The organism is Ruegeria sp. E1 (assembly GCF_056534225.1).
In genome coordinates this window covers 267,472-282,241 of record NZ_JBQFPE010000004.1, presented here as the reverse complement: position 1 = coordinate 282,241, position 14,770 = coordinate 267,472, and the positions used below count along the sequence as shown (strand labels likewise).

Genomic DNA, 14,770 nt, shown 5'->3' with positions numbered 1-14,770 from the left:
TCTTATTTGGGCACCTCGTACGAGATGCGTTCAAAGGTCTGCGATACCACGAATTTGAAACCGTCATTCGTGCCATCTGCGTTGCGCGGAACATAAGGGCCGATGATACGGCGTTGATTTGGGTTCAGGAAAAACTGGTTGTTGTAATAGTCGCCCTGCGGAAAATTGAGGTGAAACAGATAGGTGCCGGGGGAGCTTTCCGCGCCCTTGACCTTGATCGGACCCGTGGTCGACTCGCATGATTTGCCGTCTACTTGCAGATCGAACTCACGCAGCGCAAACATTTCTTTTAGGGCCTTGCGGTGCAGATGATCATCCAGGAGGTCGTCAAGGTTTCCAAGGTCTTCCTGCCGATAGTGCATCACCTTTCCGGGCACTTTCCAGTCGATCGTCAGAATGCTGGGGCCTGTGTACAGGTAATTGCCTTTTTCGTCATAGGTGATTGAATGTCCGGTCCACATGCCGATCATAATGTCGAACGGCTGCGCATAGTCGAACGTTGTAGGCGTAGTCATATGGGATCCTCCAGTGGTTGGTTCTCAGAACTGACTGACATGAGGGTTCAGGTCCGCTTCGGGCGTTGGTGACGACAGCCAGCCCTGTTTGACCGGAACGTCATAAAGCCGACCGGGACCGAAGCGGGCCCAGAAATGCCGCAACCCCGGGGCCACAACACGCACAACCGGGAAATTCACATCGGGCCGCGTTTGATCCAGAACCAGCACGTCGATCCCCTGTGCTTTCAGCAGCGACACACAGGTCTGAACGTCTTTAAGTACATCATCAGTTGCCCGGTTTTGAAACTGCTCTGCTCTGGCACGCGGTTGTTCAGGGTCCGCGACAAGATATGTCGCATCCGCCAGCGTCACATTGCGCCACCACGCGATAGCCTCGGTGCCGCCAAGATATGTCGTCTGATCTTCTGAGCCGCCTAATTTGGGCACCGCTTCAAGGGATTGGTTGATCTCGGTCAGGGCGCGCGACAGGGCAATCTGCGGGTCGAGATGACAGCCGAAGCCGTAGATGATGTCTTCTTCGGGTTTGTCGGTCCTGCCGGATATGGCGGCAAAGGTCGGGATGCCAATGTCGCTGGTCACATCGATCACCTCAAGATTCCGATGTATCCGATGATAATGTACCGCAAGTTCAGTTGCATAGGGGTCCCCGAAACTGGTCGTATCGACACCTGGACGGATCAGGCGATTGTACCACCATATGGCAACCGCGTCTCGTTCCACCAGTTCCAGAAGCCCTTGCAGAATAGCCTCTTCCAGCGTGCCACCCGCCGCGCAACCGTTGGAATCCGCACGGCCAAATACGGGGCCGGGGCCCGGGTAGCCGAAATAGCACATTGAGGCCGGTAGGTAGCGCACCGTTTCATGACCCAAAGACCACAGCGGCGTCCATTCTATCCGGGCGTCGGGGTCGAAAGGCTCTGCAACCCAATGAGCTTTATGCTCTTTTTGGTTCAGCCTGGCGCGGTTTTCGTATTGCCTGTCGCTGTAGCCCAGACAATCGTTGGGTAGAAGGGCGCTGTCTTTCAAGTCACCAAGACGGGCAAGGCGACGGGTCTCGGTGCCGTCAAACACGCCCGAGTACCGCTCCAGAGATTCCGCGACCGCACTGATGCGGGCCTGTTCGGGGTTACGGCCCTTGCCGCCGGACCGACGCCTTAGACCTTCGCGCAGGAAAAAGCGGTTGTCATGTATGTCTGAGAAGTTGTGATCGGCAGAAAAGGTCGGCGTGATCCAGTCTGCACAATCACTTGGACCGCTGCGGAGGCCCGGTCGTACTGTCCCGACAATGCCGGTGATCGGGCTGACATGGCGGTCGAGCCTGGAAAGCACTTCACTCGGTCGACTTGCGCGATGCCCACCATCACGGTCGGGCGTCTTGGGCCGGGATTGCAAAGCAGGTTTCCCGGCGGAGCGTACTCCAGCTTTGTCACCGCAAGCCGGACATTGTGGCCTGCGGGTCAGCACATGGTCTTGCCTGTTCAGAGTCAAACGGTCTGTGCTGATCACCCGATCTGACAGCGTTGACAACCGCCCCGTTCCGATCCAGCGCGTCACTTCGGCGGCGGCTTCGGCCAATGTGGCAATCCCGGCGGCGTCGGTATGCGCCTGCGGTGCCAGTGGTTGACCCATCCGGCCTGCACGCTGACCCAAATGAATTTCAACCCGTCGATGCCAGCGCAGGCGATGGGCCAGACATTCCCAACAGGCTGTTTCACCGGGGGTAAACGCTGGCCCCAGCCAGCTTTGTAGCCCACCGGGCTTTACCAGAAGCCAAGGCACACCTTCATCGATCGCCTGCCGGTTCCAATCGGTCAACTCGGGACTGAGATAATCATCCGTTACCACAACGGTAACTGCACCGCGGTCAGTGATCCGGACCCCGTTACGGTCCAGCAAGGCGCGCATTTCGCCAATGTCAACTTGACCCAGGCCGATGACGCCAACCGGCGTATTCGCCAAGCGCGTGGCGGCCTTCGTTGGGCTTGTTTCAGCCAGTTCCCAGAATGCCTGCTTGCTTTTGGGCATCGCCGAGGTTTCTTCGGCGAGGAAGCCGTGTCGTTTCAACAAGTCGAGGGCAGCAAGAATGTCTGTGCTGACGTGATGTCGGCACAGGCTTTCGAATATGTCCTCGACCAGATGCTCTCCGTCCAGCAAAGGCGCGAGATCGGAAAAAACCTTTCCGGTCAGGCAGATATGACCGATTTCGCTGAAGAGGTACAAACCTTCTTCGGGATCGGAGATCGCCTCGATACTGGATTTGAACCGCGGTGCCGCAATGGCACTGTCATACATAAGGGCTTGCGCCCTTAGCAGCAGGCGGGTGGGGCGACCGCGTCATCATGGGTGTGAAGATCGTCATCCGAGACATCGCTGGGCTTGTCACCGATATTGACGATCTGGGTGAATTCCTTGCCGATTTCCTTGCCATAGGCTTTGACCGCCGAGGTGGGATCCTGTTCCAGCAATGTGCGATACTCTGGGTCTTTCCAGGCTTTCGCGTGCATCTTGCCCCAGTCTTCGTTGGTAGGTGCGCTCATCGAAATTCACTCCCTTTTATGTTTGCAGATTTGCCGCATGTATTCTTCCGACATCGCGGCGCTGCAACGTGCCTGTTTTCGGGCTCATCGCATTGCTTTGACTCTTTCACAGGGGAAGGCGTCAATCAAGCCGCTTGTTGGCTGGAAAACATAAGTTTAATCTAGGCGTCTGGCTTACTTAGCTGCAGTGTTTCAATCTTGAACCCTGCGCTGAACCTCAAAAACTTCGGGCGCATCCGTGATGGGTTGAAGCACAACCTGACGAGCCATGGTCAGGATGATCGCTGTCATCTGCGAGATGGACTGAGCGGCGGCGATGCATACCCTTGGTCCGGCTCCGAAAGGCATGTAGGCTTTGGCCGAGGCAGCGGGCAACCGGCCGGCGGCAAAGCGGTCAGGCAGGAATGCGGCAGGCTGAGGGAAGTTACGAGGATCTTTATGCATCAAACCCGGACTGACCCACAGGCCCAACCCCTCGTGCAGATCATACCCGGACAGATTAAACGTTTGCGACACCTCGCGATACAGGATGGGCGCGGGTGGCGACAGACGCATGGATTCGCGCAAAATCGCAGTTGTGCGGCTGTTTCCAAGGGTTTGGATGCATTGCAAGCGGGTCGGTCCCAGCGCCTTGGCCTCGTGCGCCAGCTGCCTCTCAAGCCCATGGGTGGCTACATCCCGCCAGAAGGTCGACAAGACAAAGGGGAACGTCAGATGACCTGCATACAGCATCTGGATGATTTCGCCGATCACGTCCTGTCGCGACAGGCTTTCAGGCATCGTCAGATGAACGTGGGCCAACGCCGAAAGAACATCGCCGCGATCCGTCCAGTTTCGAATACGCGTGTCGATAATCGCCAGAATCGAGTCCATCTGTTGTGGCGCGCGAGGGCGGGTCATCCGCAAAGGGCCTTCTTCCGACGTAAAATCTTCGCCGTAACCTTCCAGATAGGGGACCAACCCGCTGCGGTTCAAGCCATCGGAATACCCCTCAAGGTCGGCGTCGATGACTGTGCGCAGGGCAATACGAGCCGTCAGCAGACGCAGTTCATGACGCAGATTGATCCTGCCGCCATCGGCCCAACGCGCCGACATGGATTGCGCAATCTCAGTCGCGACTGCAAGCCGGGGTATTCGCAATGCGGCCCGAAACAGGGGAAGCAATGTCTGTCTGCGACGGCGCCAGATCGTGGGATCCTCCAGCGTCGTCAGCCCGTCGCCCCAGTATCCGCAATTCGATGCGCGCAGAAAATCGGGTTTACGAAGGTTCGCTTCGTGAGACCGGAATACTTCGCGGACAAGATCTGCGTCGTTGATCAGGACAATTGGCCCGCTGCCCAGATCGAATCGCGCAATATCTCCAAAGTTCTGCGTTATCGTTTCCAGAAACCCCATCGGATCGCGCCGGAAGAAACTCGCGTTGAGCTTAATATGTTCCGCGCTGTCCGGGCCTTGAGGCGCTTTGGTTTGTGCCGGGGTCATCCAGCCCTCCGCTGCGGTGCCGGATGATGGGGCATTCGGACATTTGGACCTATGGTCTTGCCCCTGACGTCAGGCTTGAGATCAACACGGAACCGGCTCGATTGCTTAGCCCGGCGGGGTCCGTACCCCTTGCCGACACGGTGCAGGTGATGCTGGCGCAGACGTTGTCGCAAGGCAGTGTCAGTGAGGCCGCGCTTTGCGAGGGTCACGGCGCTGACGCGCAGGACAAAGCTGCCGCCTTTCTGTATCGCCTCGACCAGATGGGATTTCTGTGCAGGCATTTGATGCAAGATGCGCAGATCATTGCGACCTGCATCCCCAATCGTGCGCCGGAAACCGGATTTCCGGCTTCTTTGCCTGCAAACCCTCTCTCGCTTTCGTCGCGCGCAATTCTTCAGTCCCATGATGGTGGTATTCGGGCGCAGGTTCCGGGCGGATGGGCGACCGTTGATCTGCTGGACAAGCGGCTTGCAGGGCTGCTTTTCGATTTGTCCAAAGGCATCGAGGCAACGCAGGATCTGCCCGGGTTCGAGCCTTTGGCAAGGGACGCGCTGCTGAGGCTTTTTGCATGGTGCGCATTGTTCGAGAACGACGCGCGCGAAGGCGCACCGGTGCACGAGGCGTTGTTTCACAGCCGCACACGCAACGGCTTTGCGCGCAGAAAAATCGGAAAAACCGGCAGTAACACCACGCCTGCCAATGCGCCCGCTACTTTGCCGCAGATCGCGTTGCCATTGCCCGACAGGGCAGATTTGATCGCGCATGATCCGCCCTATGCTTTGGTTGCCCAAAACCGCCAAAGCCGCCGACAGCAAGGCACCGATCCGATGACGCGCGCGCAGCTTGGCGAGTTGTTGTTTCGGTGCTTCTATCAAGAAAATGGCCGACGTCCTTACCCGAGTGGCGGCGGGCTTTACCCGCTGACTGCGTATGTTTTGGTTCATCGTTGCGAAGGCCTTGCGCCGGGTCTTTATGCCTATGATGCGCGGCATCACGGCCTGACCATGATTGCTGAAAATACACCCTCTCTCAAGGCGCTTTCGGCGGATGCGGCCGCTGCTGCGGATTGCGCGTCGCTGCCTCAGACGCTGCTTGTTCTGGCCGCAGATATGAAAGTGATGCGGGCGACTTATGGCGATCTTGCCTATTCGCTTGTGCTGAAAGAAGTAGGGGCTGTTTTCCAATGCGTCCAACTGGCGGGCGCGGCAATGGGGCTGGCTGTCTGTCCGTTGGGCGTCGGGAACGCAGTTACCTTCGCTACAGCCTCGGGGCTGGATATCGGGGATGTGCCTTCGGTCGGAGAGATAATGATCGGCTCATCCGCCTGAACGCAATCGGTCACTTCATCTGCACGAAACCATCATACTTCTTGCTGGCCACACGGCATTGCGGGCAGGGTGGTTCGGGCAAAAGGCCGGGGACCAAAGGAAAATGGCGGGCAAATCAGAAACCAGCGCGGTGTTCCTGACCGGAGGGCTAATGCGCCATGTGGTTCGGATGTCGCTGACGACCAGTATCGGTCTGATGGCGATCTTTGCCGTGGATTTCGTGGACATGGTGTTCATCTCGATGCTTGGCAACGACGCCCTTGCGGCAGCAGTTGGATATGCGGGCACGTTGTTGTTCTTTACCAATGCGGTAAATATCGGCCTGTCCATCGCCGCCGGCGCGCTGGTCGCCCGCGAGCTTGGAGCAGGCCGCACTGAAAAGGCGCGGCAATTCGCGTCCAGTGTTGGCGTCCTCGGGGCGTGCATCGGGGCGCTGGTTTCAGTGCTGGTTCTTTTGAATGTCGATGGCCTTCTCTCCCTTTTGGGAGCAAAGGACGAGGTACTTAGACTGGCCGCGCGATACGTCTCGATCATTCTGCCGACGATGTGGATCATGTCTGCGGCGATGACCTCAATGGCTGTACTGCGCGCGCATGGGGATGCACGCCGGTCGATGATGGCGACGATCTATGGCGGCGTGGTCAATGCGGTGCTGGATCCGATCCTGATCTTTGGTATCGGTCTGGGTCTGGACGGGGCCGCAATGGCCTCGGTTCTGGCACGGATCACGATGCTGGTTGCAGCTTTGTTACCGGCCCTGCGGGTGCATGACGGTTTTGCGCGTCCGTCACTGGGGCAGGTGGCGCGTGATTTTGGGGCGGTCAGGATGATCGCCATACCTGCGATCCTGACCAACATTGCCACGCCGATCGGCAACGCCATCGTGGTGCGGGAAATCGCGGATTACGGCACCGACGCGGTGGCCGGAATGGCCGTGATCGGACGGCTTTTACCTGTCGCATTTTCGGTGATCTTTGCACTGTCCGGTGCCATTGGGCCTATCATCGGTCAGAACTTTGGTGCAGGGCAGTATGATCGCGTCAGGGCCGCCTTTCTGGCAGGTGTGAAATTCACCGGCATCTATGTGCTGGCGATGGCGACCGTTTTGTTTCTGTTACGCGCGCCCATCGCCGACCTGTTCGATGCACAAGGCGAAACGCGCACGTTGATTTACCTGTTCTGCGGACCCTTGGCGCTGGCGTCATTCTTTAACGGGGTGATCTTTGTCACCAATGCCAGTTTCAACAATCTGGGCCACCCGATCTATTCGACCTGGATAAACTGGGGGCGACACAGCATCGGAACATGGGTCTTTGTCATGATCGGCTCGCATATTGCGGGCGCACCCGGGGTTTTGCTGGGGCAGGCGTTCGGCGGCGTGATATTCGCGGTCATAGGCTGGCTGCTGGTAAACCGCGTCGTCGCCAATCTTTCGCGCCCGGTGTTGGCCGAGCCTTTTACCGAGCAAGGGCGGATGCAATCGCTGTTCGGGCGGCGCGGCTGGTAGGGTGCTTACGGGATAAATCCGTCGGGTACACCGAAGGGCGGATTTTCCGTGCTGGTCCCGGTTAGGGCGTTCAGAAATTCGACAAGGCTCGTCACCTCGTCATCCGAAAGGTTCAGGGGCTGAATGTCCAATCTCGCGCGTTGTCTGCGCATTTCCAGCTTATCCTGCCAGATGACAAAGTCGGCTTTTTGCAGCCACGGCACCGGGGGCAGGTTGGCGTCTTGCCTCTGCCAGCCTTGAAAACTTGCCGAAGGGTCAAGGTGATGACGTACGATGCTTTCCAGATCGGGGAAAGCGCCGTTGTGGCCATAGGGAGCCGTCAGCGCAACGTTTCGCAACATGGGTGTGCGAAAGCGATAGGCATCCTCGAGCCGGTTGCTTTCACCCATGCGTCCGACATCGCGGGCGTAAGGATCCCATTGCCGGGTGCGACCGGGCCCGAAGGGCGGCAGGCCAAGCGCGTGGAATTTCTGATCCGACAGAAACGGGCCGGAATGGCAGGTCGAACACTTTGCCTTGCCAAAAAATAACTCCATTCCGTCTTTCTGTTTGGATGACAAGGCGTCGATGTCACCCGCGAGGAATTGGTCAAACGGGCTGTCGGTGCTGCGCCATTCCAGCGCCATGAATGCGGCCAGAGCATTGGCGATCTCGACGATAGTTACGTCTTCGGCGGAGTCTACGGACTCGAAGGCGTTGACAAAGGCAGCTCCGTAACGCGGATCGGTGCGAACACGTTTGGCAAGGATGGGCCAGCCCTTGTCGATCCGGTCATGTACTGCACCTGTGACTTCATTCTCGGCCACGTTGCCTGCCATTTCAAACTGAGCCGTAAGCGGAAACAGCGCCTGTGCCGCCAGCAGAGAGTTCAGCCCTTCGGGCAGCCATTCCTGTGCCGGAGAGTTGAAGCCATTGCCATAGATCTCCGACCGGCTGAGGCGGCCATCGTGGAACAGCGTATGGATTTCCCTGGCGCCAAGGTTCCACAATCCCGGAGAGTTGCGGGGAATCCGCTTACGGATTTTGTCTGTACCCGTGCCGGGTGTTCGATCAGGTCCAAGTCCGTCTCCGCCTTCTCCGATCCCAAGGGACAGCCCGTCCGAGGTGCCGAAATCTGGATGATGGCAATGCGCGCAGGCGATGTTTTGGTTCCCCGACAGTATGGGATCATAAAAAAGCTGATGACCGATGGCGGCCTGTTCCATATCAAAGAGAATGAAATCGTCATCGGTCAGCGGGCGCGGCAAATCCTGCGCTGCCGCAGCCCCGGCCAACAGGAAAACAACGCCATGCGTCAGATTGTATTTGCCCTTTGCCTGTTCGCGACACCGGCCCTTGCCGAGCTTGAAGAGGCGCGCGACCTGATGGAGGCCGGGCAGTTTGAGGAAGCCCGAGAAGCGTTGATGCCAGCCGCCCGGTCCGGAAATGCCGAGGCCGAAGAGCTGATCGGTGTGATGTACGGGCTTGGGTTGGGTGTTGAACAGGACTACGAGCGTGCGTTCGAATGGTATCTGCGCGCTTCGCTGAAGGGCCATCCGGGGGCGCAGTCTGGGATCGGGTGGTACTATGAACTGGGTCTTGGAATGCCTGCGCCTGATCTGGTTCGGGCTTACATGTGGTACACGCTCAGCGCCATAGGTGGTGATCCCGATGCGGCGATCAGCCTTGAAGAAGTGGTCAAGAAGATGACGCCAGAGCAGATCGAAAAAGCGCATGTTCTGGTGAACGATTACAAAGGGTGGATGTACCCGTTTCGGTAGGGGCCGGGCGCGAGGCCCGGCCTGATTTTCTTAGTTCAGATCTGCATCGCGTGACGCGTTGACGTCTGCCTCGGCGGCGGCCACAGCGTCGGTTAGCGCGGTAAATACCTCATCCCCACGTGCCACATTGGACTGGAACCAGTCGTAGACCGGGGTTGCCGCCTCTTTGAACGCGACTTTCTGATCAGGTGTCAGCACATATAGGTCGCCACCACCGGCAACGAAATCCTCATAAGCCTGAATCGATTTGCGCTTGGGTGAGGCGAAGGTCGCCTGTTGCAGCGCATAGAACCCGTCCACCACTACGCGGCGCATATCCTCGGGCATCTCCTGAAACTTGGCGTTGTTCATCCACCACAGCGCGCCCATATAGGCGTGACCGTCCAGCGTGACATATTGCAGACCCGCATCAGGGAACTTCATGCCCATGATGTCGGTGATGCCATTCTTCGATCCTTCGACCACGCCGGTCTGGAAACTGGTGAACAGTTCCGGCCACGGGATCGGTGTGGGCGAAGCACCCAGCGCCTTGACCAGCTCCTGCGGCAGGTCGGCGACCACGGTGCGGATTTTCAAACCTTCCATGTCGGCAGGCTCCGCAATCCGGCGCTGCGTATTGGCAAAGTTACGCCAGCCGCCGGTATTGCCGATGGTCATCAAACGGATCGCACCGCCCGAGTCCTCTAGCGCCATGTCGCGGACCTTGCGGGTGAAATCGCCCGACAGGACGTGCTCGGCAATCCGGTCGTCGGCCATCAGATAGGGCAGGTCCAGAACCTGCACATAGGGAAAGATGCCCGAAGCCCCGCCCGATGTCGAAATGTAGATATCGATGGTTCCGTCCGCCACACCCTGCAGGCATTCCGCTCCGTTGGAACAGAGTTGCGTGCCGATGAACAACTCGACCTCGATGGCGCCGTTCGAGGCCGCCTCGACATAGTTCTTGAAAACGATCAGACCATCATAGTCCTCGTCGTTTTCGTTCGAGTTCGCCGTGGCGCGCAGCGTATAATCTGCGGCGGTGGCCGCGATGGCGGACGCCGCCACGAGCGACGTCGCCACCGCTGCGGTTTTGATAAATCTTCTGAGCATGCGTTTCCTCCCTGTGATACCCAGTTAGTTTGCAAATCCCGTTATGCGCGGGATCGTCATCGAGATTGCGGGGACATAGGTGATCAGAAAGATCACCAGAATTTCGACCGCCAGAAACGGCAGGATCGCTTTGGCAATGGTTTCGACCCGTTCGCGCGACACCGCGGCGGCAACAAACAGGACCAGCCCCATGGGCGGAGTGGCAAGACCGACGGTCAGGTTGACGCTCATGATAATGGCGAAATGAATGGGGTCGACGCCAAGGCTGGTGAAGATCGGGGCGAGGATGGGGCCAAGGATGATAATCGCAGGGCCTGCATCCAGAAACATGCCGACAATGAACAACAACAGGTTGATCAGAAACAGCAGGATCAGCGGATTCTCCGATAGGCTGAGGATAAACTCGGCCAATTGTTCGGGCGCGTGGCTGAGGCTGACAACCGTCTTGAATGCCATCGCAGCGCCGACCAGCAGCAAAACAACCGCCGATGTGAGCCCCGCATTGCCGAGGATCTCGGGCACCTCTTTCAGCGTTAGCGTGCGCAGAACGAAGAACCCGATGATAAAGGCATATCCAACCGCCACTGCGGCGGCCTCGGTCGGGGTGAAGATGCCGCCAAGGATTCCGCCCAGAATGATCACCGGGGTCATCAGCGGAAAGAACGCCTTGAGACTGGCCTGACGCCGCTCACCCCATGTGTATTTGCGGCTTGCAACCGGAAAGTCGTATTTGTCGGCCATGAACTTGATCATCAGCATCAGACCGACGCCGACCATAACGCCCGGTACGATCCCGGCAAGAAACAGCGCCGCTACGCTTTCACCCATGACATAGGCATAGATAATCATGATCCCTGAAGGCGGGATGATCGGGCCGATTACCGAACTGGCCGCTGTGATAGCAGCCGCAAACTTGCGGGTGTAGCCCTGTTTTTCCATCGCGGGGATCAGCATCGACCCAAGCGCCGAGGTGTCAGCCACCGCCGAGCCGGACAGGCCCGCGAACAGGATCGAACTCAGCACGTTCACATGCGCAAGGCCGCCCCGCAGGTGGCCCATCAGGGCCTGGCTGAACTCGACCAGACGGATGGTGATGCCGCCGCGATTCATCAACTCTCCGGCCAGCATGAAGAACGGGATTGCCATCAGCGGAAAGCTGTCCATCCCGTTATAAACATTGCGATAAAGCAGTGTGATGTCGTTGGTTTGACCGTTCAGCCACAGCAAGATGCCGGGCGCGGCCAGAAGCGCAAAAAAGACTGGCAGACCGATCATCAGGAACACAAGGAAGGCGGGCAGGAACCAGATCAGCATCTATTCGGCCCCCACGGGTGCGTCTGCAATGTCCGGCAATTGGTCGCCACCACCCAACAGCGTGATGAGCGCGCGCAGGATCAACTCGATATTGACCGCGACCAGAAGGATGACGCCGACCAGCAGCGATGCCATCATCCAGCTGCGCGGAATGCGATACCATTCGTCGAAACCAAGAGAGGTCGGCAGATACAGCGCCGCAGTCGCGAATTTGCCGCCAAAGCCTGTGACCTCGGACCAGCCGATTGAGACTGCGACCAGAAGAACGGCCAAAGATACGATCAGAAGCAGGATGTTCAGTATCTGCGCAATGCCCATGGGCAGCAGTCTTGGAACCATATCGATTGCAACAAACCCGCCGCGCCGGAACGCAGTCGGGGCCATCAAGCCTGTCATCCACAACATGCAAAACCGCGCAGCCTCATCCGGCCAGGGCAGGGCGTTGCCCAGTACGTAGCGGAAAAATACCTGAATGAGGATTGCGATCACCATAACTGCAACCGCAACAACTCCGACCGCGCGGCCCAGTCGCAGCACGGTTTCATTCACAAAAGCGATCGGTGCCAGCACCGACGTCAATCCGCCCATGCGGATCCTCCCTTATTAGGCTGCGGGTTTGTCCCGCGGAATAGTTTTCGCGTCTATTGCTGCGCGAATTGGCCGAGTTTTCCGGCATAGAAGGTCAGCGCGTCCCCGTCTGCCATGCTGGCGCGCAAAACCTTTCCGACCATGATAACGTGATCGCCTGCATCGTGATATGCGTGTTGTTCACACTCGAACCGCGCCAGACAATCCGGCAGGAGCGGCGTGCCGTTTTCGCAGTGTTCATGGTCAATAGCCTGCAACGCATATGCGTCTTTCGAACAGCCAAAGCACAGTTCAGCCTGTTCTGCCGACAGGACGTGCACGCTGAAATGGCGCGCCGCATGGAAATACTGAAAACGCCGCGAGTTACGGTCGCCAGCCCACATGATCAGGGCCGGGTCAAGCGACAGAGACGAAAAGCTGTTGGCTGTGATGCAGATAGGGCCGTCATCACTGTCGCATGTGACGATTGTAACGCCCGTTGCAAAACGGCCAAAAGCATCGCGCAGGGTCCTTGTGTCGTCTTTATGGGGAACGAATGTATGAGCCATGTCTCGTGAGATTGCGTTCATCATGCTACCTCGTGTCCAAGCGCGGCCTGGTACAGTCGGAACCAGGTTTCGCGATCCAGTTTGACTTTCAATGCGTCAGAAATTCGTCTGATACGGTCCAGATTGTTGGTACCCAGCACTGGTAGGATCCCTGACGGGTGCGCCAGCAGGAATGCCACGGCAACGGCGGCACGGTCCACGCCGTATTCCGCAGCAATTTCGTCTGCGACCCCTCCGACCGAGGAGTTTTCGGCCATCAGCGCACCGCCGCCCAGTGGCGACCACGCCATCACAGGCTGGCCGTGCTGCTGATGATACGCCAGATCGCCATTGGTAAAGGGGCTGATCTCGCCCAGCGAAATCTCGATCTGGTTTGTAACCAGTTGGGTTTTCATCGCCGATTGCAGCAGGCTCCAATCCCACGGACGAAAGTTTGAAACGCCCACCGCGCGAACCTTGCCGCTGGCCACAACTTCATCCAGCGCGGCACCGGTTTCCCGGTGATCCATGAACGGGTCGGGGCGGTGGATCAGCAGCAGGTCGATATGATCAATCGCCATCTCGGACAGAGACGTATCGACGGACTTCAGGATGTGGCCGCGCGAAGTGTCGTAGTATTTGACCTTGGCATCCGCATACCGGCCCATCGGCGCGACGATGTCACATTTGGTGACAATCTCCATCTTCTGGCGCAGCGAAGGATTGGCGCGCAAAGCGTTGCCCAAAACAGCCTCGGCAGCATAGCCGCCATAAATATCGGCCTGATCGAATGTCGTGATCCCCTGATCCAGACAGGCCTGTATCTTGGCCTCGACATGTTCTGCCGAAGTATCGCTGTCATCGCCCAGCCGCCACATGCCGTAAACAAGGCGGCTTAGTACCAATGCGTCTGATAGTTTCACGCGTTGCATCAGCGACGAACTCCGTTACCCAGCGGGGTCGCCGGGGTAGATTGCGGGACCCTTCCGTAAGCTTCAGGAAGGGAGCAGGTTTTCAGGTTCGGCATCACGCGGGCGCCAAAGTGACGCGCTTCGTCTATGTGCGGATAGCCCGAGAAGATGAAGGCGCGGATGCCCATCATTTGGTACTCTTCAATCTTGGTCATCACTTGATCGGTCGATCCAACCAGTGCGGCACCACATCCTGACCGGGCGCGCCCGACGCCGGTCCACAGGCCGGGTTCGACATAGCCGTATTCATCCGCTAAATCCCGGTTCTTGGATTGATGCGCTACACCCAGCGAGGTCGCATCCAGCGCACGTTCCCGAATGGCACGACCATATTCATCGTCCAGCTTTGAGACGATGTAGTCTGCGTATTCCTGTGCTTCGGCCTCGGTATCGCGGACGATCATGTGAACACGCAGACCGTAATCCAGCGTGCGGTCGTAAGTTTCGGCGACGGCATGAACCGCTTTCATTCGCTCGGCTAACTGATCCTTGGTTTCAGGCCACATCAGGTAGACGTCACAATGTTCGCCGCACAAATCCAGAGCCGACGGAGAATAGCCGCCGAAATATAGCAGGGGGCCACCAGTCTGATACGGCCGGGCGGGGTCGGTGGTCAGACCTTCGAAGGTGTATACCTCGCCAGAATGATTGATCTCATCCTGAGTCCACGCCTGTTTCAGTATTTCGACGACTTCGCGCGAGCGTTGATAGCGGAACGCGCTGTCAGCTTTCTCGCCCGGGAAGTCGGATGAGATGATGTTGACCGTCAACCGCCCCTGCAACATGTGATCCAGCGTCGCGATGGTGCGGGCCAGCATGATTGGTTGCATCTCGCCACAGCGTACGGCGGCCAGCAGATTGATCTTTTCCGTGATCGGTGCGCAGCCGGCGACAAAGCTAAGCGTGTCCTGTCCGACCTGATAAGACGATGGGCACAGAATGTTGCGAAAGCCCTGCGCCTCGGCTTCTTTCACGATACCGGAACAGTGGTCCCAGCTGGATCGCAATTCACCTTCCGGCACCCCCAGGAACTGATAATCGTCCGAGCACAATGCCGCAAACCACGAAACCTCAGCCGCATCCAGATCGGGGGATGTGATGGGGACGATGCTCATTTGATTCACGCTCCGTACATCTTTGACTTTC

General features: G+C 58.1%; 14 protein-coding genes. 3 read left to right on the top strand and 11 right to left on the bottom strand.

Annotation, left to right across the window (positions count from 1 at the left end):
• Nucleotides 1–2: 2 nt before the first annotated feature.
• The 4 genes from ACR0FG_RS06920 to ACR0FG_RS06905 all read right to left on the bottom strand — a co-directional run bounded on the left by ACR0FG_RS06920 (nucleotide 3) and on the right by ACR0FG_RS06905 (nucleotide 4,537).
• A complete protein-coding gene (locus ACR0FG_RS06920) occupies nucleotides 3–515 on the bottom strand; it encodes a hypothetical protein (protein ID WP_170711330.1) in 513 nt (170 codons plus the stop codon).
• Nucleotides 516–539: 24 nt separating this feature from the next.
• A complete protein-coding gene (locus ACR0FG_RS06915; RefSeq protein ID WP_480891382.1) occupies nucleotides 540–2,810 on the bottom strand; it encodes a TOMM precursor leader peptide-binding protein in 2,271 nt (756 codons plus the stop codon).
• 14 nt (nucleotides 2,811–2,824) lie between these two features.
• Nucleotides 2,825–3,055, bottom strand: coding sequence for a hypothetical protein (locus ACR0FG_RS06910; RefSeq protein ID WP_170711332.1), 231 nt, complete (start codon nucleotides 3,053–3,055; stop codon nucleotides 2,825–2,827).
• A gap of 192 nt (nucleotides 3,056–3,247) precedes the next feature.
• Nucleotides 3,248–4,537 carry a cytochrome P450 gene (locus ACR0FG_RS06905; RefSeq protein ID WP_480891380.1) on the bottom strand — a complete coding sequence of 430 codons (1,290 nt, stop codon included), beginning with the start codon at nucleotides 4,535–4,537 and terminating at the stop codon, nucleotides 3,248–3,250.
• Between the two features lie 23 nt (nucleotides 4,538–4,560).
• Between ACR0FG_RS06905 and ACR0FG_RS06900 the strand changes: the two genes are divergently transcribed.
• Together ACR0FG_RS06900 and ACR0FG_RS06895 are read left to right on the top strand one after the other, a co-directional pair.
• Nucleotides 4,561–5,865, top strand: a complete 1,305-nt coding sequence (locus tag ACR0FG_RS06900; RefSeq protein WP_480891378.1) for a SagB family peptide dehydrogenase — start codon at nucleotides 4,561–4,563, stop codon at nucleotides 5,863–5,865.
• Nucleotides 5,866–5,968: 103 nt separating this feature from the next.
• A complete protein-coding gene (locus ACR0FG_RS06895) occupies nucleotides 5,969–7,372 on the top strand; it encodes an MATE family efflux transporter (protein WP_480891376.1) in 1,404 nt (467 codons plus the stop codon).
• Nucleotides 7,373–7,377: 5 nt separating this feature from the next.
• Here the strand turns inward: ACR0FG_RS06895 and ACR0FG_RS06890 are convergent, their stop codons facing one another.
• On the bottom strand, nucleotides 7,378–8,646 hold the full coding sequence (locus ACR0FG_RS06890; protein WP_480891373.1) for a cytochrome-c peroxidase: 1,269 nt from the start codon (nucleotides 8,644–8,646) through the stop codon (nucleotides 7,378–7,380).
• A gap of 15 nt (nucleotides 8,647–8,661) precedes the next feature.
• Here ACR0FG_RS06890 and ACR0FG_RS06885 point away from each other — a divergent pair, with 15 nt between their 5' ends.
• A complete protein-coding gene (locus tag ACR0FG_RS06885; protein WP_170711336.1) occupies nucleotides 8,662–9,132 on the top strand; it encodes a tetratricopeptide repeat protein in 471 nt (156 codons plus the stop codon).
• 30 nt (nucleotides 9,133–9,162) lie between these two features.
• Here ACR0FG_RS06885 and ACR0FG_RS06880 read toward each other — a convergent pair whose 3' ends face one another.
• The 6 genes from ACR0FG_RS06880 to ACR0FG_RS06855 are packed head-to-tail and all read right to left on the bottom strand — an operon-like array spanning nucleotide 9,163 to nucleotide 14,739.
• Entirely contained in the window at nucleotides 9,163–10,224 is a 1,062-nt protein-coding gene (locus ACR0FG_RS06880) for a TRAP transporter substrate-binding protein (RefSeq protein WP_480891371.1), read from the bottom strand.
• 24 nt (nucleotides 10,225–10,248) lie between these two features.
• Nucleotides 10,249–11,538 carry a TRAP transporter large permease gene (locus tag ACR0FG_RS06875; protein WP_170711338.1) on the bottom strand — a complete coding sequence of 430 codons (1,290 nt, stop codon included), beginning with the start codon at nucleotides 11,536–11,538 and terminating at the stop codon, nucleotides 10,249–10,251.
• Entirely contained in the window at nucleotides 11,539–12,126 is a 588-nt protein-coding gene (locus tag ACR0FG_RS06870; protein WP_480891369.1) for a TRAP transporter small permease, read from the bottom strand.
• Nucleotides 12,127–12,179: 53 nt separating this feature from the next.
• Nucleotides 12,180–12,695 (bottom strand): flavin reductase family protein, encoded by a 516-nt coding sequence (locus ACR0FG_RS06865; RefSeq protein ID WP_170711340.1) that lies wholly within the window; start codon nucleotides 12,693–12,695, stop codon nucleotides 12,180–12,182.
• On the bottom strand, nucleotides 12,695–13,585 hold the full coding sequence (locus ACR0FG_RS06860; RefSeq protein WP_480891366.1) for an aldo/keto reductase: 891 nt from the start codon (nucleotides 13,583–13,585) through the stop codon (nucleotides 12,695–12,697). Before ACR0FG_RS06860 ends, ACR0FG_RS06865 begins: the two co-directional genes overlap by 1 nt.
• Nucleotides 13,585–14,739 carry an LLM class flavin-dependent oxidoreductase gene (locus ACR0FG_RS06855; protein ID WP_480891363.1) on the bottom strand — a complete coding sequence of 385 codons (1,155 nt, stop codon included), beginning with the start codon at nucleotides 14,737–14,739 and terminating at the stop codon, nucleotides 13,585–13,587. Before ACR0FG_RS06855 ends, ACR0FG_RS06860 begins: the two co-directional genes overlap by 1 nt.
• Nucleotides 14,740–14,770 lie beyond the last annotated feature (31 nt).